Annotated in this window: 26 protein-coding genes; 15 read left to right on the forward strand and 11 right to left on the reverse strand. The window is 73.9% G+C overall.

The genetic code is table 11. The annotated features are described in order from the left end of the window. Positions 1-88 precede the first annotated feature (88 nt). Complete coding sequence (locus MOJ79_RS12590) at positions 89-961, reverse strand: TatD family hydrolase (protein ID WP_241924480.1); 873 nt, start codon at positions 959-961, stop codon at positions 89-91. A 72-nt stretch (positions 962-1,033) separates the two neighbouring features. Between MOJ79_RS12590 and MOJ79_RS12595 the strand changes: the two genes are divergently transcribed. The 7 genes from MOJ79_RS12595 to MOJ79_RS12625 all read left to right on the forward strand — a co-directional run bounded on the left by MOJ79_RS12595 (position 1,034) and on the right by MOJ79_RS12625 (position 7,745). Next, positions 1,034-2,089, forward strand: coding sequence for a S1C family serine protease (locus tag MOJ79_RS12595; protein ID WP_241924481.1), 1,056 nt, complete (start codon positions 1,034-1,036; stop codon positions 2,087-2,089). 43 nt (positions 2,090-2,132) lie between these two features. Further along, on the forward strand, positions 2,133-3,149 hold the full coding sequence (locus MOJ79_RS12600) for an AAA family ATPase (protein WP_119353121.1): 1,017 nt from the start codon (positions 2,133-2,135) through the stop codon (positions 3,147-3,149). Further along, entirely contained in the window at positions 3,130-4,101 is a 972-nt protein-coding gene (locus MOJ79_RS12605) for a DUF58 domain-containing protein (RefSeq protein ID WP_442863123.1), read from the forward strand. Before MOJ79_RS12600 ends, MOJ79_RS12605 begins: the two co-directional genes overlap by 20 nt. A 20-nt stretch (positions 4,102-4,121) precedes the next feature. Then, a complete protein-coding gene (locus MOJ79_RS12610; protein ID WP_241924483.1) occupies positions 4,122-5,156 on the forward strand; it encodes a VWA domain-containing protein in 1,035 nt (344 codons plus the stop codon). Beyond that, complete coding sequence (locus MOJ79_RS12615; protein WP_241924484.1) at positions 5,153-5,374, forward strand: hypothetical protein; 222 nt, start codon at positions 5,153-5,155, stop codon at positions 5,372-5,374. Before MOJ79_RS12610 ends, MOJ79_RS12615 begins: the two co-directional genes overlap by 4 nt. Beyond that, entirely contained in the window at positions 5,371-6,522 is a 1,152-nt protein-coding gene (locus MOJ79_RS12620; protein ID WP_241924485.1) for an FAD-dependent monooxygenase, read from the forward strand. The genes MOJ79_RS12615 and MOJ79_RS12620 overlap by 4 nt, the downstream gene beginning before the upstream one ends. Positions 6,523-6,629: 107 nt before the next feature. Continuing rightward, positions 6,630-7,745, forward strand: coding sequence for a hypothetical protein (locus MOJ79_RS12625; protein ID WP_241924486.1), 1,116 nt, complete (start codon positions 6,630-6,632; stop codon positions 7,743-7,745). 12 nt (positions 7,746-7,757) lie between these two features. Here the strand turns inward: MOJ79_RS12625 and MOJ79_RS12630 are convergent, their stop codons facing one another. Together MOJ79_RS12630 and MOJ79_RS12635 are read right to left on the reverse strand one after the other, a co-directional pair. After that, positions 7,758-8,450, reverse strand: coding sequence for an ABC transporter ATP-binding protein (locus tag MOJ79_RS12630; RefSeq protein WP_241924487.1), 693 nt, complete (start codon positions 8,448-8,450; stop codon positions 7,758-7,760). Continuing rightward, complete coding sequence (locus MOJ79_RS12635) at positions 8,443-9,699, reverse strand: lipoprotein-releasing ABC transporter permease subunit (RefSeq protein ID WP_241924488.1); 1,257 nt, start codon at positions 9,697-9,699, stop codon at positions 8,443-8,445. The genes MOJ79_RS12630 and MOJ79_RS12635 overlap by 8 nt, the downstream gene beginning before the upstream one ends. Before the next feature lie 76 nt (positions 9,700-9,775). Between MOJ79_RS12635 and MOJ79_RS12640 the strand changes: the two genes are divergently transcribed. The 3 genes from MOJ79_RS12640 (at position 9,776) to MOJ79_RS12650 (ending at position 13,736) form a co-directional block, all read left to right on the forward strand. Then, entirely contained in the window at positions 9,776-10,702 is a 927-nt protein-coding gene (locus MOJ79_RS12640; RefSeq protein ID WP_241924489.1) for a hypothetical protein, read from the forward strand. A gap of 86 nt (positions 10,703-10,788) precedes the next feature. Beyond that, complete coding sequence (recJ, locus tag MOJ79_RS12645; protein ID WP_241924533.1) at positions 10,789-12,540, forward strand: single-stranded-DNA-specific exonuclease RecJ; 1,752 nt, start codon at positions 10,789-10,791, stop codon at positions 12,538-12,540. A gap of 71 nt (positions 12,541-12,611) precedes the next feature. Further along, entirely contained in the window at positions 12,612-13,736 is a 1,125-nt protein-coding gene (locus tag MOJ79_RS12650) for a PQQ-dependent sugar dehydrogenase (RefSeq protein WP_241924490.1), read from the forward strand. Positions 13,737-13,753: 17 nt separating this feature from the next. Here the strand turns inward: MOJ79_RS12650 and MOJ79_RS12655 are convergent, their stop codons facing one another. Further along, complete coding sequence (locus tag MOJ79_RS12655) at positions 13,754-14,023, reverse strand: hypothetical protein (RefSeq protein ID WP_241924491.1); 270 nt, start codon at positions 14,021-14,023, stop codon at positions 13,754-13,756. A gap of 26 nt (positions 14,024-14,049) precedes the next feature. On the opposite strand from MOJ79_RS12655, the gene MOJ79_RS12660 reads away from it, so the two are divergent. Genes MOJ79_RS12660 through MOJ79_RS12670 form a run of 3 tightly spaced genes read left to right on the forward strand, consistent with a single transcriptional unit; the run spans position 14,050 to position 16,512 of the window. Then, positions 14,050-14,913 carry a 3',5'-nucleoside bisphosphate phosphatase gene (locus tag MOJ79_RS12660; protein ID WP_241924534.1) on the forward strand — a complete coding sequence of 288 codons (864 nt, stop codon included), beginning with the start codon at positions 14,050-14,052 and terminating at the stop codon, positions 14,911-14,913. Next, the gene (locus tag MOJ79_RS12665) at positions 14,910-15,866 is read left to right on the forward strand and encodes a DMT family transporter (RefSeq protein ID WP_241924492.1); all 957 of its coding nucleotides are present in this window, start codon (positions 14,910-14,912) and stop codon (positions 15,864-15,866) included. The genes MOJ79_RS12660 and MOJ79_RS12665 overlap by 4 nt, the downstream gene beginning before the upstream one ends. Before the next feature lie 13 nt (positions 15,867-15,879). Continuing rightward, positions 15,880-16,512: an L-threonylcarbamoyladenylate synthase gene (locus MOJ79_RS12670; protein ID WP_241924493.1), complete on the forward strand. Its 633-nt coding sequence runs from the start codon at positions 15,880-15,882 to the stop codon at positions 16,510-16,512. Here the strand turns inward: MOJ79_RS12670 and MOJ79_RS12675 are convergent, their stop codons facing one another. The 5 genes from MOJ79_RS12675 to MOJ79_RS12695 form a co-directional block, all read right to left on the reverse strand. Beyond that, the gene (locus MOJ79_RS12675; protein ID WP_241924494.1) at positions 16,513-16,878 is read right to left on the reverse strand and encodes a glutaredoxin family protein; all 366 of its coding nucleotides are present in this window, start codon (positions 16,876-16,878) and stop codon (positions 16,513-16,515) included. 16 nt (positions 16,879-16,894) lie between these two features. Then, the gene (locus tag MOJ79_RS12680; RefSeq protein ID WP_241924495.1) at positions 16,895-17,239 is read right to left on the reverse strand and encodes a RidA family protein; all 345 of its coding nucleotides are present in this window, start codon (positions 17,237-17,239) and stop codon (positions 16,895-16,897) included. Positions 17,240-17,250: 11 nt separating this feature from the next. Then, positions 17,251-17,946 carry a glycerol-3-phosphate 1-O-acyltransferase PlsY gene (plsY, locus tag MOJ79_RS12685; protein WP_241924496.1) on the reverse strand — a complete coding sequence of 232 codons (696 nt, stop codon included), beginning with the start codon at positions 17,944-17,946 and terminating at the stop codon, positions 17,251-17,253. A gap of 64 nt (positions 17,947-18,010) precedes the next feature. Next, on the reverse strand, positions 18,011-18,502 hold the full coding sequence (locus tag MOJ79_RS12690; protein ID WP_241924497.1) for an aminoacyl-tRNA deacylase: 492 nt from the start codon (positions 18,500-18,502) through the stop codon (positions 18,011-18,013). 8 nt (positions 18,503-18,510) lie between these two features. Beyond that, the gene (locus MOJ79_RS12695; RefSeq protein WP_241924498.1) at positions 18,511-19,572 is read right to left on the reverse strand and encodes an aldo/keto reductase; all 1,062 of its coding nucleotides are present in this window, start codon (positions 19,570-19,572) and stop codon (positions 18,511-18,513) included. A gap of 83 nt (positions 19,573-19,655) precedes the next feature. On the opposite strand from MOJ79_RS12695, the gene MOJ79_RS12700 reads away from it, so the two are divergent. Together MOJ79_RS12700 and MOJ79_RS12705 are read left to right on the forward strand one after the other, a co-directional pair. Further along, the gene (locus MOJ79_RS12700) at positions 19,656-20,693 is read left to right on the forward strand and encodes an NAD(P)H-binding protein (RefSeq protein WP_241924499.1); all 1,038 of its coding nucleotides are present in this window, start codon (positions 19,656-19,658) and stop codon (positions 20,691-20,693) included. A 97-nt stretch (positions 20,694-20,790) separates the two neighbouring features. Continuing rightward, a complete protein-coding gene (locus MOJ79_RS12705) occupies positions 20,791-22,689 on the forward strand; it encodes a hypothetical protein (RefSeq protein WP_241924500.1) in 1,899 nt (632 codons plus the stop codon). A gap of 49 nt (positions 22,690-22,738) precedes the next feature. Here MOJ79_RS12705 and MOJ79_RS12710 read toward each other — a convergent pair whose 3' ends face one another. Beyond that, complete coding sequence (locus tag MOJ79_RS12710; protein WP_241924501.1) at positions 22,739-23,440, reverse strand: 7-cyano-7-deazaguanine/7-aminomethyl-7-deazaguanine transporter; 702 nt, start codon at positions 23,438-23,440, stop codon at positions 22,739-22,741. Between the two features lie 136 nt (positions 23,441-23,576). Beyond that, entirely contained in the window at positions 23,577-25,304 is a 1,728-nt protein-coding gene (locus MOJ79_RS12715; RefSeq protein ID WP_241924502.1) for an acyl-CoA synthetase, read from the reverse strand. Between the last annotated feature and the right edge of the window lie 8 nt (positions 25,305-25,312).

A 25,312-nucleotide genomic window follows, 5' to 3' on the forward strand; every position in this document is an offset into this window, starting at 1 on the left:
CCTGGATCGACCGCAAACCCTACGACCCCAGCGCACACGGCGGACTTCAAATGTTGCTCAAAACAGCGGGGGGTTGACACAGGGTGTCTCATGCAGCGGCCTCCGCGGCGACCGACAGGCCCGGCAGCGCCGCCAGCCGCGGCAGCACGCGCGCCGCGTTGGCCGTCGTCACCGCCGCCGCGTGCGCGACGCTGCAGCCGCGCAGCCGCGCGAGCTCGGCGGCGATGCGCGGCAGCTCGGCCGGCTCGTTGCGCGCGACGTGGCCGGCGGCGCGCTGCGCCGCCGTGCGGTACAGCCACTGCGGCGGGATATCGGGCGCGTCGGTTTCGACGACGAGCGCCGTCTCGGGCAGCGTCGCGGCCAGCTCGCGGATGCGAAGCGCGCGCTCGAACGTCATCGCGCCGCCGAAGCCGAGCGCGAAGCCGCGCCCGACGAAGGCCAGCGCCTGCGTGCGGCTGCCGTTGAACGCGTGCGCGATGCCGCCGCGCACCTCGACGCGGCGCAGCCCGGCGAGCAGTGCGTCGGCCGAGCGGCGCACGTGCAGGATCACCGGCAGCCCCGCGTCGCGCGCGATGCGCAGCTGCGCCAGATAGAAGCGCGTCTCGCGCTCGCGCGCCGGGTCGTCGGGCGGCGGCGGCACGAAGTGGTCGAGGCCGATCTCGCCGATCGCGAGCAGGTGCGGGTCGTCGCGGTGGCGGTGGACCGCCTCGCGCAGGCGGTCGAGGTCGTCGGCGGCGGCCTGCGGCACGTACAGCGGGTGGATGCCCAGTGCGTAGCCGAACCCATGGCGGTGTGCCAGCGCGCGCACCGCGTCGAAGCCGGCGACGTCGACCGCCGGCAGCACGCATTGCACGACGCCTGCGGCGCGTGCGCGCGCCACGACGGCGTCGACGTCGGCGCCGAATTCCGCCGCGTCGAGGTGGCAATGCGAATCAACCCAGCGCACTTCGGGGTAGGGCATGCCCTGAATGATGCACGACGGCACGCTGCGTGCTACCGTTGTCGCGCCCTCTGGCTCCTCCGCGAGCTCGTCATGAACGCACGCAAGCCGACCCGCACGCCGCTGTACAGCCGCTCGCCGACGCGCCCGACGGCCAGCGGGGCGGCGCAGGACGCGCGCACCACCGCGTCGGCGGCCGTGCCCGGCGGGTCCGGCATGACGGCAGCGACGTCGCCGCCCGCGGGCCCAGCACCCCCGCCGCGGGCGACGCGCGCCGGCGCGCTGCGCGCGCGGCTGCAGCGCGTGCCGGCCTGGGGCTGGGCCGTGTTCGGCGCATTGCTCGTCGCAGCGCCGGCATGGCTCGGGGGCGGGCTGCGCCCGGCCGCGCCGGCGCTCACCCAGCGGCAGATCGACGCGGCGGTGCTGCACACGCTGAACACGCAGCCGCTGCCGTCGGCGGCGGCCAAGGCCTACGAGGGCGTCGCGCCGTCGGTCGTGCGCGTCATCGGGCGTGCGCACCCGCCCGGCGAGCCGCCGGCGGCGCGGTCGAAGTCCGGCGGCAACGGCGGCGGCGCCAAGCCGACGACGCCCGACCGCGACGACGACGATGACGGCGCGTCGGTAGGCACCGGCGTCGTCATCGTCGACAGCGGCGTGATCCTGACGAACCTGCACGTCGTCTCCGGCTCGCGCCACATCGAGGTCGTGTTCCACGACGGACTGACGTCGGGCGCCTCGGTCATCAACGTGATGCCCGAAAACGATCTGGCCGTGCTGCGCGCGCACCGCATCCCCGACGACCTGAAGTCGGCCACCATGCGCAGCACCGCCGACCTCAAGCCCGGCGACCGCGTGACGGCGATCGGCTTCCCGTTCGGCATCGGGCCGACGGTGTCGCACGGCGTCGTCTCGGGCCTCAAGCGCGAGTTCCGCACGCCCGACGGCGAGCGGTTGCTGACCAACCTGATCCAGTTCGACGCGATGGCCAACCCGGGCAGTTCGGGCGGGCCGCTCGTCACCGACGACGGCGAGGTCGTCGGCATCGTCACCGCCATCTACAACCCTGTGCAGGAGCGCTTCTTCGTCGGCATCGGCTTCGCGGTGCCGATCGAGTCGGCCGCCGCCGGCGCCGGACTGCCGCCGTTCTGACCTTCCCGCCCCCACCCTGCCCGCCACCCGACGAAAGGCCCCGATGACGCCCAATACCCTGAGCAGCCAGGCCGCCGAGACCGGCGCGCTGATGGAACGCGTGCTGTACGAAGTCAAGCGCGTCGTCGTCGGCCAGGACCGCTTTCTCGAGCGCGTGCTCGTCGCGATGCTCGCGCAGGGCCACCTGCTCGTCGAGGGCGTGCCGGGGCTGGCCAAGACGCTGACGGTGAAGACGCTCGCGCAGACGCTGCGCGGGCAATTCAAGCGCATCCAGTTCACACCCGACCTCGTGCCCGCGGACCTGGTGGGCACGCGCATCTACAACCAGAAGACGGGCGACTTCAGCACCACGCTGGGGCCCGTGTTCACCAACCTGCTGCTGGCCGACGAGATCAACCGCGCGCCGGCCAAGGTGCAGAGCGCGCTGCTCGAGGTGATGCAGGAGCGCCAGGTCACGATCGCCGGCGAGACGCACAAGGTGCCCGAGCCCTTCCTCGTGATGGCCACGCAGAACCCGATCGAGACCGAGGGCACCTACCCGCTGCCCGAGGCGCAGGTCGACCGCTTCATGATGAAGGTGCTCGTCGGCTACCCGACCGAGGAGGAAGAGTTCGTCATCGTCGACCGCGTCACCGGCCCGAAGATCGACGTCGTGCCGGTGTGCGACACGGCACAGCTGCAGCAGCTGCAGCGCGACTGCCGCAAGGTCTACGTCGACCCGTCGCTGGTGCAGTACGCGGTCAAGCTGGTGGCCGCCACGCGCGAACCGGCCAAGGTGGGTCTGGCGGACCTGCAGAAGTACGTGACCTTCGGCGCCAGCCCGCGCGCGACGATCGGTCTCATCGAGGGCGGACGCGCGCTCGCCTTCCTGCGCGGGCGCAGCTACATGCTGCCCGAAGACGTGCTCGACATCGCCCCCGACGTGCTGCGCCACCGCCTGTCGCTGAGCTACGAGGCGCTGGCCGACGGGCTCGACGCCGACACGCTGGTGATGAAGATCATGCAGAAGGTGCCCGCGCCCGAGCGGCCGCTCGAGAAGCATGTCCAGGTCGCCGCCTGAGCCAAGCGCGCCGCGCGCGCGCCCCGCCGGCCGTGCCGAGGCGATGCTGCACCGCCTCGACTGGACCGTGCTGCGCAAGCTCGACGGCGCGCTGCAGGGCGACTACCGCAGCCTGCTGCGCGGCGTCGGCCTCGACCTGGCCGACCTGCGCGAGTACCAGCACCACGACGACCCGCGGCACATCGACTGGAACGTCACGGCGCGCCTGCAGGTGCCGCACGTGCGCCAGTACACCGAGGACCGCGACGTGACCGCGTGGTTCCTGCTCGACCTGAGCCCGTCGGCGGGCTTCGGCTCGAACCGCAGCAAGCTCGACGTCGCCGTCGAGTTCACCGCCGTGCTCGCGCGGCTGCTCACGCGCCGCGGCAACCGCGTCGGCGCGCTCCTCTACGGCGACCGCGTCGACACCGTGGTGCCGGCGCGCAGCGGACGCCTGCAGGTGCTGCAGCTGCTGCACCGGCTGCTGCACCGCCCGCCCGCGCAGCCGATGCCCGGCGGCACGCAGCTGGCGGTGCTGCTGCGCCAGGCACTCGAGGTCGTGCGGCGCCGCTCGATCGTGTTCGTCGTCTCCGACTTCATCAGTGCGCCGGGCTGGGACGAGCCGCTCGCTCGGCTCGCCGCGCGGCACGAGGTGATCGCCGTGCGGCTGTACGACCCGCTCGAGATGGACCTGCCCGACCTTGGCATGGTCGTGATGCAGGACCCGGAAACCGGCGAGCAGGTCGTCGTCGACACGCAGGCGCCGGGCTTTCGCCACCGCTTCGCCACCGCCGCGCGCCGACGCGAGGCCGACTTGCGTGAGGGGCTGGCGCGCGCCGGCGTCGATGCGATCGAACTCGCCACCGACGACGACCTGGCCGCGACGCTGGCGCGCTTCGTCCAGCTGCGCAAGCGCCGCACGCAGCTGGCCGCCGGCGGCGCGCTGCCGGCGCACCTCGCCGCCGTCGCGTGAACGTGCAAGGAGACTGAGCCATGTCGTTCCTGTGGCCCACGATGCTGTGGAGCCTGCTGCTGGTGCCGGGGCTCGTGCTCCTGTACCTGTGGCTGCTGTCGCGGCGCAAGAAGGTCGCGCTGCCGTACGCCCAGCTCGCGCTCGTCAAGGAGGCGATGGCCAAGGGCGTGGGCTGGCGCCGCCACGTGCCGCCGGCGCTGCTGCTGCTGGCGATCACGGCGATGCTGGTGGCCACCGCGCGCCCGACGGCGGTGATCACGCTGCCGCTGGCCGAACAGACCATCATCCTCGCGATGGACGTCTCCGGCAGCATGCGCGCCACCGACGTGCAGCCCAGCCGCCTCGAGGCGATGCAGGCCGCCGGCAAGGCCTTCCTCACCGACTTGCCGCGCAGCGTGCGGGTGGGCGTCGTCAGCTTCGCCGGCACCGCCGCCATCGTGCAGCCGCCCACCTTCAGCCGCGAGGACGTCGTCGCCGCGATCGACCGCTTCCAGCTGCAGCGCGCCACCGCGATCGGCAGCGGCCTGATCCTGTCGCTGGCGGCGATGTTCCCCGACGCCGGCATCGACCTCAGCCAGGTCACGGGCCAGCGCAACATGCCCGCGCCGCTGGGCGCCGAGCCGAAGGCGCAGAAGGAGTTCACGCCCGTCGAGCCCGGCAGCTACGCGTCGGGGGCGATCATCCTGCTCACCGACGGCCAGCGCACGACCGGCCCGGACCCGATCGAGGCCGCGCAGATGGCCGCGCAGCGCGGCGTCAAGGTCTACACCGTGGGCATCGGCACCAAGGAGGGCGACACGATCGGCTTCGAGGGCTGGACGATGCGCGTGCGCCTCGACGAGGACACGCTCAAGCAGATCGCGCAGATCACCCGCGCCGAGTACTTCTACGCCGGCACCGCCGAAGACCTGAAGAAGGTCTACGAAGGGCTGTCGAGCCGGATGGTGATGGAGAAGAAGGAGACCGAGGTCAGCGGCCTGTTCGCCGCGCTGGGCGCGCTGCTGACGCTGCTGGCCGCCGGGCTGTCGATCGTGTGGTTCAACCGCGTGATGTGACGGCGCCGGTCGAGACGATTTTCTTCGGTCACCTGGCCGTCGAGGCCGTGGCGCGGTTGGCGATGCCCGATCCGGTGTTCCGCGTGAAGGGCTGCACTTTCGCCGTGCCGAAGAACGGGCAGACACCGACGCTCGGCGGGCCGAATACGTTGCAGCGCGACGCGATCACGGCACGGCTCGAGGCCGAGCGCGCGGCCGCCAAGGCACCTGCGGCATGAGGATCGCGATCGTCGGCGGCGGCCCCGCGGGCCTGTTCTTCGCGTCGCTGATGAAGCGTCACGGGCTGGCGCGTGACGTGCGCATCGTCGAGCGCGACCCCGAGGGGGCGACCTACGGCTGGGGCGTCGTGCTGTCGGACGTCGCGCTGAACTTCGTCAAGGACGTCGACGCGGCACTGCATGCGGCGCTGACCGAAGGCCAGGTCGTGTTCGACCGCATGCGCATCGTCCACCGGGGCCAGGAGGTGATCCTCGAGCACAACACGTTCTGGCGCATGGCGCGGCTGGACCTGCTGCGCATCCTGCAGTCGAGCTGCCGCGACGCCGGGGTGCGGCTCGAGTTCGGACGGCGCATCGCCGACCGCGCCGAGCTCGATGCGCTGGCCGCCGACGCCGACCTCGTCGTCGCCGCCGACGGCGCGCACAGCGCGGTGCGCACGCTGCTCGCCGAGCATTTCGGCCCCGAACTCGACGTGCGGCCGAACTGGCTCGCCTGGTACGGCACACGGCAGCGTTTCGATGCGCTGTCGCTGGTGTTCCGGCCGTGCGCGCACGGGCTGCTGATCGCGCACGCCTACACCTACACGCCGACGCTGAGCACCTTCCTCGTCGAGGCCGACCCCGACACCTTCGTCGCCGCGGGGCTGGGCGCGATGAGCGAGGCCGACAGCCTGCACTACTGCGAGCGCGTGTTCGCCGACGACCTCGGCGGCGAGCCGCTGCTGTCGAACCGCTCGACGTGGTCCCGCTACGCGATCGTGCGCAACCGCCGCTGGCACCACGGCAAGGTCGTGCTGCTCGGCGACGCGCTGCGCACCGGCCACCCGTCGATCGGCTCGGGCACACGGCTGGCGATGCAGGACGCGATCGCGCTGTTTCGCGCCTTCGAACACGCCGGCGCCGACGTCCCCGCGGCGCTGTGCGAGTTCGAGCGCACCCGCCGCCCCGGCTCCGACGGCCTGCAGGCCGCCGCCGTCAGGAGCACCGAGTGGTACGAGACGGTGCGCTCGCGCCTGCACCTGCCGCCGGTGGCGTTCGCCTACGACTACATGCGACGCACCGGGCGCGTGTCGCACGAGGACCTGCGCGCGCGCGACCCGGCGCTGGTGGCCGCCTACGAGGCGCTGCCGCCCGGCGAGCGCGGCTGAAACGCGCGCGCCGCGGCGGCTTCATCCGCCTGTCATCGCTGGCGGCCCAGACTGGCTGGCGTGCGGCACCGAGCGTGCCGCAACGTGCCACACGGAGGACCCTCACGATGACGACGACCCGCCCGCTTCGGGGCGCGCCGCTGCGCCGCCTCGCCACACTCGCCTGCAGTGCCGCACTCGCGCTCGCGGCGCACGCCGACCACGGCGGCCGTGACGGCGACGGCCCCCACGCCTCACGCCATGCCCCGCATGCGATCGGCCTGTGGGGCGACTTGCCGTACTCGGCCGCGCAGGAGAGCGTCGGCCTGCCGAACCTGATCGCCGACATGAATGCGCACCGGCTCGCGTTCACGGTGCACACCGGCGACCTGAAGCAGGGCTCGGGCAGCCCGTGCGACGACGCGCTGTACCTGCGCGCACTGGGCTGGTTCAACGCGCTGCGTGCGCCGGCGATGTTCACCCCCGGCGACAACGACTGGGCCGACTGCGACCGCCCCTCCAACGGCGGCTACGATGCGCTCGAGCGGCTCGACCGCGAGCGGCAGATCTTCTTCTCGACACCGTGGTCGCTCGGCCAGCGGCGGCTGCGCCAGCAGGTGCAAAACGAGCCGCTGTGCCTGGGCGCCGGCGGCGCCGCGGTGCCCTGCGTCGAGAACCGCCGCTGGACCGTCGGCCGCGTCGTCTACGTGACGCTGAACGTGACCGGCTCGTGCAACAACCTGTGCGACACGAACCCGGATGAGGCCGAGTTCGCGGCCCGCAACGCCGCCAACATCCGCTGGCTTCGCGAGAGCTTCGCGGTCGCGCAGGCGCGAGACGCCGCCGCGGTGATGCTGATCTCGCAGGCCAACCCGGGCTGGGACGGCAGCGACGGCACCCGCGCGCCGCGCCGCGACCCGCGCACGCTCGTACAGACCGACGGTGCGCCCGACGGCTTCCGCGACTTCCTGCTCGCGCTGCGCGAGGCGGTGACCGACTTCCGCCGCCCGGTGGCCTACGTGCATGGTGATTCGCACTACTTCCGCGTCGACAAGCCGCTGCTCGACGCGCAGGGCCGGCGGCTCGAAAACTTCACCCGCATCGAGACGCCCGGCAACAACGCCGCCTCCGGCAACAACGACGTGCACTGGGTCAGGGTCGAAGCCGACCCGCGCAGCCGCGACGTGTTCAGCGTGCAGTTCATGACCGTGCCGGGCAACCGCGTCGCGGTGCCGGCGCCCTGAGGCGCCCGCGGCTCAGCGCGCGTCGGCCGTGATGCGCCCGCCCGCGAGCCGCACCGCACGCCCGCACCGCGCGGCCAGCCGCTCGTCGTGCGTGACGACGACGAGCGCCATGCCGCGCTCGCGGCACTGGCCGAGCATCAGCTCGAACACCGTGTCGGCCGTCTCGCGGTCGAGGTTGCCGGTCGGTTCGTCGGCGAGCACGCAGGCCGGCTGCGTGACGAGCGCGCGCGCGAGCGCGACGCGCTGACGCTCGCCGCCGGACAGTTCCGACGGCCGGTGGTGCACGCGCTCGGCCAGACCGACGCGCGCGAGCACCTCGCGTGCCGCGGCGCGCGCGGCGGCCGGCGGCTCGCGGCGGATGCGCAGCGGCATCGCGACGTTGTCGAGCGCGCTGAACTCGGGCAGCAGGTGGTGGAACTGGTAGACGAAGCCCAGGTGCCGGTTGCGCCAGCGGCCCTGCGCCGCGGCGTCCATCGCCGACAGGTCCTGCCCCTGCAGCCACACGCGCCCGGCGCTCGGCGCGTCGAGCCCGCCGAGCAGGTGCAGCAGCGTACTCTTGCCCGAGCCCGACGCGCCGACGATCGCCAGCGTCTGCCCGGCGCGCACCTCGAGATCGACGCCGCGCAGCACCTGCACGTCCAGCGGCCCCTCGTGGAAGCGCTTGTGCAGGCCCTCGGCGCGCAGCACGACCGGCGCCTCACTCATAGCGCAGCGCCTCGGCGGGATTCACGCGGCTGGCGCGCCAGCTCGGGTAGATCGTTGCGAGGAACGCGAGCACCAGCGAGACGACGGCGATCGGCACGATGTCGCCGGCCTGCGGGTCGCTGGGCATGCGCGTGATGAGATAGATGCTGCCGGGCAGGAACGCGACGCCCAGCGCCCGCTCGATCGCCGGCACGATGACGTCGACGTTGAACGCCACCAGCAGTCCGAGCGCGACGCCGGCGGCGGTGCCGACGATGCCGGCGGTGGCGCCCTGCACGACGAAGATGCCCATGATCGAGCGCGGGCTCGCGCCCAGCGTGCGCAGGATCGCGATGTCGGCGCGCTTGTCGGTCACCGTCATCACCAGCGTCGACACGAGGTTGAACGCCGCCACCGCGACGATCAGCGTCAGGATGATCGCCATCAGGCGCTTCTCGATCTGCACCGCGTCGAACCAGTGGCGGTTGGTGCGCGTCCAGTCGCGCACGACCACGTCGCGCCCGAGCATCGACGCGAGTTCCGCCGCGACGCCGCGCGCGGCATGCACGTCGGCCAGCCGCAGCTGCACGCCGGTCGGCCCCTCGACGCGGAACAGCGCCGCCGCGTCGCGCAGGTGGATCAGCGCCAGTGCGCTGTCGTACTCATAGTGGCCGGTGTCAAAGGTGCCCGTGACCGTGAACTGGCGCAGCCGCGGGATCACGCCGGCCGGCGTGACCTGCCCGCCCGGGGCCACCAGCGTGACCTTGTCGCCCACCGTCACGCCGAGCTGGCGCGCCAGCTCGGCGCCGAGCACGACGTGCCACTCGCCCGGACGCAGCGTGGCCAGCGTCGTGTCGCGCAGCCGCGCCGCGAGCTCGGTCACCGTGGCCTCGGCCGCGGGCTCGATGCCGCGCACGACGGCGCCGCGCATGTCCTCGCCGCGCGCGATGAGCGCCTGCGCCGCGACGAACGGCGCCGCGCCGCGCACCTGCGGGTGGCGCTTCGCGGCCTCGGCGGTGGCCTGCCAGTCGGGCAGCGCGGCGCCGTCCCAGGCATGGATCTCGACGTGCGAGATCACGCTGAGCATGCGGTCGCGCACCTCCTTCTGGAACCCGTTCATCACCGACAGCACGATGATCAGCGCCGCCACGCCGAGCGCGATGCCGAGCATCGACACGGCCGAGATGAACGAGATGAAGCCGTTGCGCCGGCCGGCACGGCCGGCACGGGTGTAACGCCAGCCGACCTGGAGCTCGTACCACGGGTTCATCGGGCCGGCATGCTACCCGAGGGCCCCCGGTGCGCCGCAGCGGCGGGACTCCCGCGCGCCGGGATAATCCGCCGCAATGCATCTCGTGGTCCCGTTCGCCGCGCCGCTGTCCGACGCCGGGCGGCAGGCGCTGCGCGATGTCGAACTGCCGCACCTGGCCGAGCTGCTGAGCGCGCGTCGCCGCGAGCGTCGCGACGACGGCGACGCGTGGTCGCTGACGCCGCCGCACGAACGTGCGCTCGCCCGCGCGTGGGGCTGGGCCGCCGCCGAAGGCGCGCTGCCGTTCGCGGCGCACACCGCCGCGCAGGCCGGCATCGAACCGGGCGACCTCGCGTGGGGCCTGCTGACGCCGGTGCACCTGCACCTGGGCACCGAGCAGGTGAGCCTGCTCGACCCGCAGGCGCTGCAGCTCGACGAAGCCACGTCGCGCACGCTGTTCGACGCCGTCGCGCCGCTGTTCACGAGCGAGGGCTTCGTGCTGCGCTGGGTCGCGCCGCTCGTGTGGCTGACCGCGCACGAGTCGCTGCGCGCGCTGCCCACCGCGTCGCTCGACCGGGTGATCGGCCGCCACGTCGACCGCTGGCTGCCCGATGCGCCCGCGGCCCGTCTGCTGCGCCGGCTGCAGAATGAGGTGCAGATGCTGCTGTACACGCACCCCGTCAATGCCGAACGCGAATCGCAGGGCCGCCTGAGCGTCAACTCGGTGTGGCTGAGCGGCTGCGGCCCCTACCAGCCGGCACGACCGGCACCCGCCCTCGTCGTCGACGAGCGCCTGCGCGCTGCGGCGCTCGCCGAGGACTGGCCCGCGTGGCAGGCCGCGTGGCGCGCGCTCGATGCCGGCCCGCTGGCCGCGGCGCTCGACGCGACGCGGCGCGGCGAGCCCGTGACGCTGACGCTGTGCGGCGAGCGCAGCGCCGTCACGTTCGACGCCGCCGCGCGCCGGCCGTGGGCGCGCTGGTTCGTGCGCCGGGCCGACGCCGCCGCGCTGCTGGAGACGCTGTGAGTCCGCCATTCGCCGAGGAGCGCGGGGTGGCCGCGTCGATCCCGCAGACGCGCGAGGTGCTGCCGCCGAGCGGCGACGTGCGCGACGTGCCGCCGCCGATCCTCGAAGTGCGCGACGTCCCGCCGCGCGTGGCCTTCGCGCTCGAGCAGGCCGGCGTGCACCCGCTGCTCGCGCGCCTGTTCGCCGCGCGCGGCATCCGCGACCGCGACGAGCTCGACGACGGCCTCGACCGGCTGCTGCCTCCGTCGACGCTGCTCGGTGCCGACCGCGCCGCACGCCGGCTGGCCGACGCGATCGCCGCGCGCGAGGCGGTGTGCGTCGTCGCCGACTACGACTGCGATGGCGCCACCGCGTGCGCGGTCGCGCTGCGCGGCCTGAAGCTGCTCGGCGCCGACCCGGCGACGCTGCACTACGTCGTGCCCGACCGCGCGCGCCACGGCTACGGCCTGACGCCGGCGATCGTCGACCTCGCGCGCGAGCGCGTGCCCGGATTGAAGCTGCTGGTCACCGTCGACAACGGCATCGCCAGCCTCGAAGGCGTCGCACACGCACGCGCACACGGCATCGGTGTCGTCGTCACCGACCACCACCTGCCGGCCGTCGAGGCCGGCCGCGTCGTGCTGCCCGACGCCGACGTCGTCGTCAACCCGAACCAGCCCGGCTGTCCGTTCGAGAGCAAGTCCATCGCCGGCGTCGGCGTGATGTTCTACGTGCTGCTCGCGCTGCGCGCCGAGCTGCGCGCACGCGGGCGCTTCGCCGACGGCGCGCAGCCGCGGCTCGACAGCCTGCTCGACCTCGTCGCGCTCGGCACGGTGGCCGACGTCGTGCGGCTGGACGCGAACAACCGGCGCCTGGTCGCGCAGGGGCTGCGCCGCATCCGCGCCGGGCGCATGCAACCCGGCGTCGCGGCGCTGTTCGCGGTGGCCGGGCGCGATGCCGCGCGCGCCGCGTCGTTCGACTTCGGCTTCGCGCTGGGGCCGCGCATCAACGCCGCCGGCCGCCTGGCCGACATGACGGTGGGCATCGAGTGCCTGCTCGCCGACGACGCAGCGCGCGCCGCCGAGCTCGCGCGCACGCTCGACGCGATCAACCGCGAGCGCCGCGACGTCGAGGCCGGCATGCGCGCGCAGGCCGAGCTGCACCTCGACGCGCTGCTGCCCGCCGGCGTGCCGCCGCCGGCGCTGGCGCTGTTCGACGCCTCGTTCCACGAGGGCGTGGTCGGCATCGTCGCCGGCCGCGTGAAGGACCGCCTGCACCGCCCGACCTTCGTCTTCGCGCGCGGCGCCGACGGGCTGCTCAAGGGCTCCGGGCGCTCGATCGCGGGCTTTCACCTGCGCGACGCGCTCGATCTGGTGGCCAAGCGCGAGCCCGGCGTGCTGCTGCGCTTCGGCGGCCACGCGATGGCCGCCGGCTGCACGCTCGCCGAGGCGCAGTTCGAGCGCTTCGCCGCCGCGTTCGTGCGCGTCGCCGCCGAATGGCTCGACGCGGCGACGCTGCAGCAGCGCCTGCGCACCGACGGGCCGCTGCCGGCCGAGTACTTCGAAGCCGAGACCGTGCGCGCGCTCGACGCGCAGGTCTGGGGGCCGGCGTTCGAGCCGCCGCTGTTCTGCGACGAGGTCGAGGTCGTCGCGCAGCGGCTGGTCGGCGAGCGCCACCTGAAGCTGCGGCTCAAGCCCGCCGGGGCCGCGTCCGGTGCGCCGCGCGAGGCGATCTGGTTCGGTCGCAGCGAGCCGCTGCCGCCGCGTGCGCGCGTGGCCTATCGGCTGTCGCTCGACGAGTACCAGGGCCAGGCGCGCGTGCAGATGGTGATCGAGGCCGCCGTGCCGGTTGCGGGGTGATCGCGCCGGCGTCGCGAACTTCCGTGCGCCGACGCCGTCGAACCGGCTTCGCCGTTTCACCGTCCCGCCCGATGCGCCGCCTGCCCACGCTGTCCGCCCTGCTCCATGCCTTCGTGCTCGCCGCCACCGCGCTGGCGGCGCTGCCGAGCGCCGCGCTCGACGTCAAGCCCGTCACCGTCGCGCGCGGCCTGCAACACCCCTGGGGGCTCGCGTTCCTGCCCGACGGGCGCATGCTCGTCACCGAACGGCCCGGGCGCCTGCGCATCGTCGAGCGCGACGGCACGCTCGGCGCGCCGCTGGCCGGGTTGCCGCCGGTCGTCGCCAGCGGCCAGGGCGGACTGCTCGACGTCGCGGTCGACCCGAAGTTCGCCGACAACCACCTCGTCTACTGGAGCTACAGCGAGCCGGCGCCCGATGGCAGCGGCAACAGCACCGCGGTGGCACGCGGCCGGCTCGACGGCAACCGGCTCGCCGACGTGCAGGTGATCTTCCGCCAGCAGCCCAAGGTCGCGAGCAGCCACCACTTCGGCTCGCGGCTCGTGTTCGCGCCCGACGGGCGGCTGTTCGTCACGCTCGGCGACCGCTTCTCGCGCAAGGACGACGCGCAGACGCTCGACAACCACCACGGCAAGGTCGTGCGCATCGAGCCCGACGGCAAGGTGCCCGCCGACAACCCCTTCGTCGGCCGCCCCGGCGCGCTGCCCGAGATCTGGAGCTACGGCCACCGCAACATCCAGGGCGCGGCGATCCACCCGACCACCGGCGCGCTGTGGACGACCGAGCACGGCCCGCAGGGTGGCGACGAGCTGAACGTGACCGAGGCCGGCAGGAATTACGGCTGGCCGGTGATCACCTACGGGCGCAACTACGGCACCGGCACGCGCATCGGCGAAGGCACCGAGCGCGCCGACGTCGTCGCGCCGCTGCGTCACTGGGTACCGACCTCGATCGCACCGAGCGGCATGGCCTTCGTCACCAGCGACCGCTACCCCGGGTGGAAGGGCAGCGTGCTGCTCGGTGCGCTGCGCGCACAGGCGCTCGTGCGCGTGAGCCTGGACGGCCACCGCGTGACCGGCGAGGAACGGCTGCTGACGAACCTCAACGCGCGCATCCGCGACGTGCGCCAGGGCCCCGACGGCTGGATCTACCTGCTCACCGACAGCCCCGACGGGCAGATCGTGCGGCTGGAGCGCTGAGAGTCCGCTCTCGCCGTTCAGCCCCGCGGCGGTTTCAGCGGCGGACGGCGCGCGTCGCGCAGGCGCGCAGCCATCTCGGCGATGTCGGGCGGGTCGAACGAGCAGACGAACATCACCGCCACCGGCAGCAGCGCAGCGACGAGGAGGAAGAAGTCGCCGTGGTCGAGCAGCACGGCGAGCACCGGCAGCGCGGCGAGCGCGCCCATCGCTGCGTCGACGAGGGCCGAGCGCCGCCCCGGCGAGTGGCGCGGTGGCGCGGGCGGCGGGCCGTCGGACTCAGCGGCCAAGGGTGTCCCCCTACAATCGGGCGGTGCTGGATGTCAGCTTACTCAATGCCGACCTGCATTGCCACTCCGACGTCTCGGACGGCACGCTCAGCCCGCAGGCGCTGGCCGCGCGCGCGAAGGCCAATGGCGTCGAGCTGTGGTCGCTGACCGACCACGACGAGATCGGCGGCCAGGCCGCCGCGCGTGACGCGGCGCGCGCGCTGGGGCTGCCGTACCTGACCGGCTGCGAGATCTCGGTCAGCTTCCTCGACCAGACGGTGCACGTCGTCGGCTTGGGCTTCGACGCCGACGACACCGCGCTGCGCGACGGCCTGGCCGCCACCCGCGCCGGACGCGAGCAGCGCGCGCGCGAGATGGCCGCGGGCCTCGCGCAGGTCGGCATCAAGGGCGCGTTCGAAGGCGCGCTGAAGTACGTCGGCAACCCCGAGCTGATCTCGCGCACGCACTTCGCGCGCTTCCTCGTCGAGACCGGCGCGTGCCGCGACACGCACGAGGTCTTCCGCCGCTACCTGACCGAGGGCAAGCCGGGCCACGTGCCGCACCGCTGGGCGCGGCTCGGCGACGCGGTGCGCTGGATCACCGCGGCCGGCGGCGTCGCCGTGATCGCGCACCCGGCGCGCTACCGCTTCACGCCGACCGAGGAATACGCGCTGTTCAGCGAGTTCGTCGCGCACGGCGGGCGCGGCGTCGAGGTCGTCACCGGCAGCCACACGACGGCCGAGTACGCCACCTACGCCGAGCTCGCGCTCGAGTTCGGCCTGCTCGCGTCGCGCGGCAGCGACTTCCACGACCCCGACGAGAGCCACACCGACCTCGGCGCGCTGCCCGACCTGCCCGGGCGGCTCACACCGGTGTGGGCCGCGCTCGCCGAGCGGGTGATCCGGCCGTGAGCGTCGCCACGCTGCGCGCCGGCGCGCCGCCGGCCACGCGCCCGGTGCTCGGCGTCGCGCTGATCGGCGCGATGGCGGCGTGCTTCGCGGTGCTCGACACCACCGTCAAGGTCGTCGGCGCCGTCGTCCCGGTGCTCGTCGTGCTGTGGGCGCGCTACGCGTTCCAGGCCGTCGTGATGTCGGTGTGGCTGGCCGCGCCGTCGCGGCGCGCGCTGTGGCGCCCGGCGCACCCGCGCTTCCAGCTGCTGCGCGGCACGCTGCTGTTCACCGTCAGCGCGCTGAGCTTCATCGGGCTGCAGCACCTGCCGGTCGCGGAGTTCACCGCGATCTTCATGATCACGCCGGTGCTGTCGATCGTCGTCGCCGCGCTCGTGCTGCGCGAGCGCGTGACGCCGTGGCGCTGGGCGCTGGTGGCCGGCGCCTTCGCTGGCGCGCTCGTCGTGCTGCGCCCGGGCAGCGGGCTGTTCGGCTGGGCCGCGCTGTTCCCGCTCGCCGGCGCGACCTGCTATGCCGCATTCCAGGTCCTCACGCGCCGGCTCGCCGGCCACGAGCACCCGCTGACGACGCACCTGTACACCGGCGTCGTCGGCACCGTGCTCGGCTCGCTCGTGCTCGCCGCGCTGCCGGTCGACGTCGTGCCGTCGCTGGCGGCGGCCGACGCGCGCGCGATCGCGCTGATGCTGCTCGTCGGGCTGATGGGCACCGTCGGCCACGGGCTGCTGATCCTCGCGATGGGCATGGCGCCGGTGGCGCTGCTGATGCCGTTCACCTACCTGCAGATCGTGCTCGCCGCGTTCGCCGGCTGGGTCGCGTTCGGCCACCTGCCCGACGGCTGGGCCGTCGCCGGCATGGCCATCATCGCGGCCTGCGGCGCCACCAGCGCGTGGCTCAACGTGCGCGCCGCGCCGGGCCGGCGCGCGCCGCCGGTGGCGGTCGACTCGATCGGCGACTGACGACGCGTCCGCGATGGCCCAGTACTTCGAGGTCCACCCCGACAACCCGCAGCCGCGGCTGCTCAAGCAGGCCGCGCAGATCCTGCACGGCGGCGGCATCGCGGCGATCCCGACCGACTCGAGCTACGCGCTGGTGTGCCACCTCGACGACAAGGCCGCCGCCGAGGCGCTGCGGCGCATCCGCCAGGTCGACGAGCGCCACCACCTGACGCTGCTGTGCCGCGACCTGTCGGAGCTGGCCAGCTACGCGCGCGTCGACAACCGCCAGTACCGGCTGCTCAAGCTCGCGACGCCGGGGCCGTTCACGTTCATCCTCGAGGCGACGAAGGAGGTGCCGCGGCGCCTGAGCCACCCGTCGCGGCGCACGATCGGGCTGCGCGTGCCCGACCACCGCGTCACGCAGGAACTGCTCGCGCTGTTCGGTCAGCCGCTGCTGGCCACGACGCTGATCGCGCCCGGCGAGACCGAGCCGCTGAACGACCCGCACGAGATCCGCGCGCGCTTCGAGAAGCTGCTGCAGGCCATCGTCGACGCCGGCGCGTGCCCGATGCAGCCGACCACCGTGATCGACCTGAGTGGCGACGTGCCCGTGCTCGTGCGCCAGGGCCGCGGCGACGCCGCCGCGCTCGGCCTGGCACTCGACTGATCAGCCGGCGCCGGCCTGCAGCGCGCGCAGCACGCGCGCGGCGTCGAAGCCGGTGTGCACCTGCCCGCGCACGATCAGCGTCGGCGTGGCCTGCTTCGCCAGCGACTCGTAGGTCGCCTCGCAGGCCGCGTCGCGCTCGATGAAGCACTCCTCGAACGGCACGCCGTGGCGCTCCATCCACAGCCGCGCCTCGGTGCAGAACGGGCAGCTCAGCGACGACACCATGCGGATGTCGCCCGGCTGCGCGAGGCGCGCGATCTCGTCGCCGAGCTCGCGCTGCCGGCGGTCGCCGAACCACTGCGCGGCCAGCGCGACCGCGGCCACGACGGCGACGACGCCGATCAGCGAGCGGCGCGACGCGTCCATCGCGCGGGGCACCGGTTCAGACCGCGGCCGTCACGACGATCTCGACCTTCCACGTCGGCTTGGCCAGCGCGGCCTGCACCGTGGCGCGCGGCGGCGTGTGTCCGGGCACGACCCACTGGTCCCACACGGCGTTCATCGCCGGGAAGTCGGCGATGTCGGCGAGGAAGATCTGCGCGCGCAGGATCTTGGTCTTGTCGCTGCCGGCGCGCGCGAGCAGCGCGTCGATCGCGGCGAGCACCTGCTTGGTCTGGCCGGTGATGTCGAGCGTGTCGTCGGCGGCGACCTGGCCGGCGAGGTAGACGGTGCCGTTGTGCACCGCCATCTCGGACATGCGCGCGCCGACGTCGAAGCGTTGGATCATGGACTCGTTCCTCAGTGGTGTTTGTGGCCGTGGCCGCCGTGCGCGCGGCCGCGGCCGCGGCCGTGGCCGTGGCCGCGCGGCGGCGGCGCTGGTGCGGCCGCCTTCTGACCGAACTTGCTCTCGGTGCCGGCGAGCAGCTTGCGGATGTTCGATTCGTGCCGCCACACGAGCAGCAGGCTCATCAGCGCGATCGCGACCACCGTCGTGTCCGGCCCCCAGATCAGCAGCTGGTAGAACGGCGCGAACAGCGCGGCGACGATCGACGCCAGCGACACGTAGCGGAAGAAGTACAGCACGATCGCGAAGCTCGCGAGCGTGAAGGCGCCGAGCACCGGGTTCAGCGCGAAGATCACGCCGGCCGCGGTGGCCACGCCCTTGCCGCCCTGGAAGCGGAAGAACACCGGCCACACGTGGCCGACGAAGGCCGCCACGCCGACCCAAGCGGCCGTGTCGTTGCCCAGCCCGACGCGCGGGCCCCACACCAGCACCGCGAGCACCGGCAGGTAGCCCTTGAGCGCGTCGAGCGCGAGCGTGGCCAGCGCCGCCTTGCGGCTGCCCGAGCGCAGCACGTTCGTCGCGCCGGGGTTGTGCGAGCCGTAGGTGCGCGGGTCGGCGAGCCCCATCGCGCGGCTGACGATGACGGCGAACGACAGCGAGCCGATCAGGTAGGCGGCGACGAGCGCGAGCAGCGGGTAGACCAGTTCCATGCCGGGGCAGGGCAGCGCGACGCGGGGACCGGCAGTGTACGCGCCGCCCGCGCGGCGGCCGCCGTCACAGCGCGCAGTGCACCGCGCGCGCGCCGAGCAGGTCGACGAGCACCTGCGGCGCGATGCCGACGAGGTAGCCGCGCCGCCCGCCGTTGATCAGGATGCGCGGCAGCGCGAGCACGCTGGCCTCGACGTAGACCGGCACGCCGGCGCGCCGGAACCCGAACGGCGACGTGCCGCCCACCAGGTAGCCGCTGTGGCGCTGCGCGACCTCGGGCTTGCACGGCTCGACGCTCTTGCAGCCGATCGCGCGCGCGAGGTTCTTCGTGCTGACCTCGCGGTCGCCGTGCATCAGCACCACGAGCGGCTGTGCGCGCTCGTCCTGCATCACCAGCGTCTTGACGACTTCGTGCAGCGGCACGCCGAGCTGGCGCGCCGACTCGGCCGCGCCGCCGTGCTCGACGTAGTCGTACGGGTGCTCGGTGAACGCGACGCCGGCGGCGCGCAGCGCCTGCGTGGCCGGCGTCTCGCTGACGTGTCGGTCCTTCTTCGCCATCGCCCGCGTCACTGGCCGGGATCGCGGATCTCCCAGCGGATGCGGTCGATCTCGGCGAGCAGCTCGGGCGGCAGCGTGGTGCCCCACGCGTCGAGGCACTCGTCGAGCTGCGCGACGCTCGTCACGCCGATGATCGTGCTCGCCACGCGCCAGCTGCGATAGCAGAACGCGAGCGCCATCGCGGTGGGCGCCAGGCCGTGCGCGCGCGCCAGCGCGTTGTAGCGCTTCGCGGCGGCCAGCGCCTCGGGGCGGCCCCAGCGCTGCTGCTTCATGCTGTCGAAGATCGCGAGCCGCCCGGGGTTGGCCGGGTCGTCGAGACCCCTGGCGTCGTACTTGCCGGTCAGCAGGCCGAAGCCCAGCGGCGAATACGCGAGCAGCGACACCTGCTCGCGGTGCAGCACCTCGTCGAGGCCGTTGTCGACGACACGGTTGACCAGGCAGTACGGGTTCTGCACCGTGGCCACGCGCGGCAGGCCGTGCTTGTCGGCCTCGCGCAGGAAGGCCATCACGCCCCACGGCGTCTCGTTGCTCAGGCCCACCGCGCGCACCTTGCCGGCGCGCACGAGGCGGTCGAGCGCCTCGAGCTGCGCCTGCACCGACAGCACCGGCCGGTCCTTCGCCGGGTCGAAGTACAGCCCGCCGAACATCGGCACGTGGCGCACCGGCCAGTGGATCTGGTACAGGTCGATCACGTCGGTGCCCAGGCGCTTGAGGCTCGCGTCGCAGGCGTCGATGAAGTCCTGCGGCTGCACCTCGGCGCGGCCGCCGCGGATCCAGTGGTACGCGCGCGCCGAGCCCGAGACCTTGGTCGCGAGCACGACCTTGTGGCGCGCGCCGGGGCGCTGCGCGAACCAGCGCCCGAGGATGCGCTCGGTGTCGCCGAAGCGCTCGGCGCTCGGCGGCACCGGGTACATCTCGGCGGTGTCGAGGAAGTCGATGCCGCGCTCGAGCGCGCGGTCGAGGATCGCGAACGCCTTCTTCTCGTCGACCTGGCGCTCGCCGAAAGTCATCGTGCCGAGGCAGATCTTGCCGACCTTCAGGCCGCTCGTGCCGAGCGTGGTGTGCTCCATCGGGGTCTCCTTTCGCGGGGGCGAAGTGTGCCGCAAGGGCCGCGGCAGCGCGCGGTGGCTGCGCTATCCTCGCCGCCGCTGCCATGACGATCGCCGCACCGCAGGCCGCACCCGACGCCGCCGGGGTGCCCGCGCGCAAGCGTGTCTTCGTGCTCGGCGCCACCGGCACGATCGGCCGCGCGACGGTGCGCGCGCTCGTGCAGCGCGGCCACGCGGTGGTGTGCTTCGTACGCCCGCGCGCCGGCGCAGGCGGCACGCGCGCACCCGACGACGTGCCGCGCGGGCTCACCGGCGCCGAGCTGCGCGTCGGCCACGTGACCGACCCGACCTCGCTCGCGCGCGACGGCTTGCGCGGCGAACGCTTCGACGCCGTCGTCTCTTGCCTGGCCTCGCGCACCGGCGCACCGGCCGACGCGTGGGCCATCGATCATCGCGCCCACGTGCACGCACTGCGCGCGGCGAAGGACGCCGGCGTGACGCACTTCGTGCTGCTGTCGGCGATCTGCGTGCAAAGGCCGCGGCTCGCGTTCCAGCAGGCCAAGCTCGCGTTCGAGCGCGAGTTGATGGGCTCGGGGCTCACGTGGTCCATCGTGCGGCCCACCGCGTACTTCAAGTCGCTGTCGGGACAGGTCGAGCGCGTGCGGCGCGGCAAGCCGTTCCTCGTATTCGGCGACGGCACGCTGACAGCGTGCAAGCCGATCGCCGACGAGGACCTCGCCGACTACCTCGCCGGCTGCCTCGACGACGCGCAGCGCTGGAACCGCGTGCTGCCGATCGGCGGGCCGGGCGAGGCGCTCACGCCGCGCCAGCAAGGCGAGCTGCTGTTCGCGCTGCTTGGCCGTCCGCCGCGCTTCAGGCGGGTGCCGGTCGCGCTGCTCGACGCCATCGTCGCGGTGCTCGGTGCGCTCGGGCGCGTGCTGCCGCCGCTGGCCGACAAGGCCGAGTTCGCGCGCATCGGGCGCTACTACGCGACCGAGTCGATGCTCGTACTCGACCCGGCCAGCGGCCGCTACGACGCATCGGCGACGCCGTCGCACGGCACGCGCACGCTCGCCGATCACTACGTGGCGCTGCTGCGCGGCGAGGTCAGCGTCGACCTCGGCGACCACGCCGTGTTCTGACCGCCGCCCGCGGCGTGAGGCCTGCAGCCCCTCAGGTGGGGTGTGCGCGCGGGGGGCGGCACCGGGCCGTCGTGGCCCGCCGGAGACAATGGTGGCGATGCCCCGCCCGCCGATCACGAGCGCCCCCGCACCGGCCGCGCCGGCACCGGCACGGCAGGCCGCACCGCCGCAGCCTCGGCGCAGCGCAGCGCTGGACGCCGACGCGCGGCGGCTGGCGCTGCCGCTCGCGCTGTCGCTGGCGACGCATGCCCTGCTGCTGAGCCTGACGTTCGGCGACGACGTGCTCGGGCTGCCGCGACTGGCCTGGCCTTGGCAGGAACGGCGGCTGGTCGTGCCCGAGCTGCGCGTGGTGCTGACGCCCCCACCGGCGGCCGCGGCGCCCTCGCCGACCGCACCCGCCGCGGCCACGTTGCTGCCGGCGCGACCGCCGGCGACGGCCGTGCCTGCGCATCCGCCCCCTTCGTCGACGCCGCCGCGGGCCGCGACACCTCGTGGTGGCGCCGAGCCGGTACCGCCACCACCCCGGTTCGCGTCGCCCGCGGCGCAGGTCGCGGCACCGCTGACACCGGCCGCGGCCGAGACGCCCCCGCCCGCGGTGGCGTCGCTGCCGCCCCCCACCGAGCCGGCCGCCGACGACGGCGCCGCAACCGCCACGACGCCGGCGGCCGAAGCCGCGCCCTCCCCGCCGGCCGAAGTCGCGGCGACGCCGGTGATCGCCGTCGCGCCCGAGGTCGCGAGCCCCGAACGCGTCGCATCGGCACCGGCCGACGATGCCGACGACACGGGGCGCGCGCAGGCCGCGCTCGCGCAGGCGCAGTGGCTCGAAGCACGGCGGCTCGAGGCCGAGGCCGCGCGCGCCGAGGCGGTACGGCGTCAGGCCGAGCGGGACGAAGCGGCACGCCAGGACGCTGTGCGGCAGCAAGCAGAGCGCGAGCAAGCCGCTCGCCTCGAAGCGCAGCGCCTGGAGGCCGAGCATGCCGAAGCCGCGCGCCTGCAAGCCGAGCGCGAGCAAGCCGAGCGCCTCGAAGCCGAACGGGAAGCCGCAGCGCGACGCGAGGCCGCACGGCAGCAGGCCGAGCCCGAGGAGGCCGCTCGCAGGGAAGCCGCTCGCCTCGAAGCGCAGCGCCTGGAGGCCGAGCGTGCCGAAGCCGCGCGCCTGCAAGCCGAGCGCGACCAAGCCGCCCGCCTCGAAGCCGAACGGGAAGCCGCAGCGCGACGCGAGGCCGCACGGCAGCAGGCCGAGCGCGAGGAGGCCGCTCGCAGGGAAGCCGCTCGCCTCGAAGCGCAACGGCTGGAGGCCGAGCGCGCCGAAGCCGCGCGCCTGCAAGCCGAGCGCGAGCAAGCCGCCCGCCTCGAAGCCGAACGGGAAGCCGCAGCGCGACGCGAGGCCGCACGGCAGCAGGCCGAGCGCGAGGAGGCGGCTCGCAGGGAAGCCGCTCGCCTCGAAGCGCAGCGCCTGGAGGCCGAGCGTGCCGAAGCCGCGCGCCTGCAAGCCGAGCGCGACCAAGCCGCCCGGCTCGAGGCCGAACGGGAAGCCGCAGCGCGACGCGAGGCAGCGCGACAGCAGGCCGAGCGCGACGAAGCGGCCCGGCGCGAGGCCGCCGCGCGGGCTGCGCCACAGCCCCTGCCGCCGCCGTCGAACCTGGTGCGGCGCGTGCGGCTGTGGGGCTACACGCACCCCAACGACGAGCTGCTGCAGTACGCGCAGGCGTGGGCACTGCGCGTGCAGCTCAACACCCCGTACAGCACCGTGCGCGAGATCGCGAGCCGGCTGCAGCGCGCGCCGGTCGTGGCCGTGGCGCTGCGCAGCGACGGCTCGGTCGAATCGGTGACGTTCCACGTCTCCAGCGGCGTGCCGCAGGTCGACGAGGCGATCCGGCGCATCGTGCACGGGCTGCAGCCGCGCGTGCCGTTCCCGCCGACGCTCGCGCGCGAGGTCGACGTCGTCGAGATCCGCCGCACGTGGTTCTTCGACGCGGCCGTGCGGCTGCACTGACGACGCACGCCTCGCGGCGTGCGCCGGCAGGCCCGTCGCGCGACCGAGCTCAGGCTGCGCGCGGCGCCGGCTGCAGCGGCCGCGCGAGCACCTCGAGCAGCGCGCGGTACAGCGGCAGGAACGCGAGCAGGCTGATCACCAGCTTGGTCGCGTAGTCGACGAAGGCAATCTGCACCCAGTGCTCGGCCATGAAGGCGTCGCTGCTGCGGTGGAACGCGACGCCGAAGAACAGCGCCGTGTCGAGCGCGCTGCCCACGACGGTCGAGGCCGCCGGTGCCAGCCACCACTGCGGGCGGCGACGCAGGCGATCGAACACCGCGATGTCGACGAGCTGGCCGACGACGTAGGCCACCAGGCTCGCGAGCGCGATGCGCGCGACGAAGGTGTCGAACCCGGCGAGCGCACCGAAGCCCTGGAAGCGCCCCTCCTGGAACAGCACCGAGACGACGTACGACGCCAGCAGCGCCGGGCCCATCACGCGCGCGACGACGCGACGCGCCGGGCGCTGCCCGAGCAGGCGCACCGTGAGATCGGTGGCGACGAACACGAGCGGGAACGTGAACGCGCCCCACGTCGTCAGCACGCCGAACAGCTCGAGCGGCCACTGCACGAAGTAGTTGCTCGCGACGATGATCGCCAGGTGCGCGACGGCCAGCGTCGGCACGCGGAACCAGCCGGGGGCGGCGCAGGTGGAAGCAGCGGCGGGGCCGGCGTCGCGTTCGCGCGCGCCCGGCGGCGTGGAGGGTTTCATCGCGTTCCTTTTTGATGGTGGGGTGAGGGAACCCACGGGCGCACCCCCGGAAACGGGGAACACGCCGTTCTGTCGTCGCCTTGGCGGCGAGGCGCGCAGTGTAGCCGCGACCGGCGCGGCGCGCTGGGCTCGGCGCTCAGTTGCCCGCGCAGCGGGCCGTGCGGGCGCGCTCTTCTTCCTGCAGCCGCAGCACGCGCCGCTGCACCTTGCCGGTCGTCGTCATCGGCAGCGCGTCGACGAACTCGATCTCCTTCGGGTACTCGTACGGCGCGAGCTGGCCGCGCACGTGACGCTGCAGCTGCTCGACGAGCGCGGCGTCGCCCGCGAAGCCCGGCGCGAGCACGACGTAGGCCTTGACGACCGCCCCGCGCTCGGCGTCGGGCTTGGGCACGACCGCGGCGTTGGCGACCGCCGGGTGCTTGACGAGGCAGTTCTCGACCTCGCTCGGGCCGATGCGGTAGCCGGCGGCCTTGAAGACGTCGTCGCTGCGGCCCTGGTACCACAGGTACCCCTCCCCGTCCATCACGGCGGTGTCGCCGGTGCGGCACCACGAGTCGGCCGGGTCGCCGGTGAACTTGGCGCGCGTGGCCTTGTCGTTGCGCCAGTAGCCGAGGAAGAAGACGGGGTCCGGGTCGCCGTGCACGTCGCGCCGGTGCACCGCGACGTCGCCGGGCACGCCCGGCGCACACTCGCGCCCTTCGTCGTCGATCACGGCGACGCGGTGGCCGGGATAGGCGCGGCCCATGCTGCCCGGGCGCTGCGGCCAGCCGGCGTGCCAGCAGCCGTCGGCGCTGCGCCAGCACCCGCAGTTGCCGACGACGTAGTTGATCTCGGTCTGGCCGAACATTTCGTTGACCGGCACGCCGAGCGCGTCGCGCCCGTAGGCGAACACGGCGTCGCCGACCGCCTCGCCGGCGCTCATGACGGCCTGGAGCGCGAGGCCGGGGTAAGTGCCGCGCGGGTCGGGCACCGCCTTCATCATCGCCTTGAGCGCGGTCGGGAACAGGAAGGTGTGCGTCACACGGTGGCGCTGCATCAGCTCGAATGCGCGCTCGGGCGCGAAGCGGCCCTGGAACGCGACGATCTCGCGCCCGAAGTACAGCGTGGGCAGCAGCGCGTCCCACAGCCCGCCGGTCCAGGCCCAGTCGGCGGGCGACCAGAACACCGAAGGGCTCCCGTCGGACGTGTGCGGGAACCAGTTCTGGCTGCAGACGAAGCCGCTGAGATTGCCGAGCATCGCGCGGTGCGGGATCAGCGCGCCCTTCGGCGGGCCCGTCGTGCCGCTGGTGTAGATCAGCACCGCCGCGTCGTCGGCGCGCGTGGCGACGGCGTCGAACGCATCGCTCTCGCGCGCGAGCAGCGCCGTGTAATCGGCGTCGCCGCTGCCCGCGGCCCCGCCGACCGCGACGACGCTCTTCAGCCCCGGGCACTGCGGCCGGGCCGCGAGCAGGTTCGCGATCGCGGTCTCGTCGACGATCGCCACCGCGGTGCCGCTGTCGCGCAGGCGGTACTCGAGCGCATCGGGGCCGAACAGCATCGACAGCGGCATCGCGACCGCGCCGAGCTGGTAGACCGCCAGGTGCGCCACCGCGGTCTCGACGCGCTGCGGCATCACGATCGCGACGCGGTCGCCGCGCGCGACGCCGAGCCGCCGCAGCGCGTGCGCGAGGCGGTTCGCGTCGCGCTGCAGCTCGCCGTAGGTCACCGCGCCGGCCGCACCGTCGTCGCGCTCCCAGCGGATCGCCACCGCGTGCGGCGTCGCGCGTGCCCACCGCCGCCCGCAGACGGCAGCGAGATTGAACGTGCGCGGCACGCGCCAGTGGAAACTGCCGTGCAGGTGGGCCCAGGCGTCGGCGGTCGTCATGGCCCTGA

This window comes from Calidifontimicrobium sp. SYSU G02091 (assembly GCF_022631395.1).
Lineage (GTDB): Bacteria > Pseudomonadota > Gammaproteobacteria > Burkholderiales > Burkholderiaceae_C > Calidifontimicrobium > Calidifontimicrobium sediminis.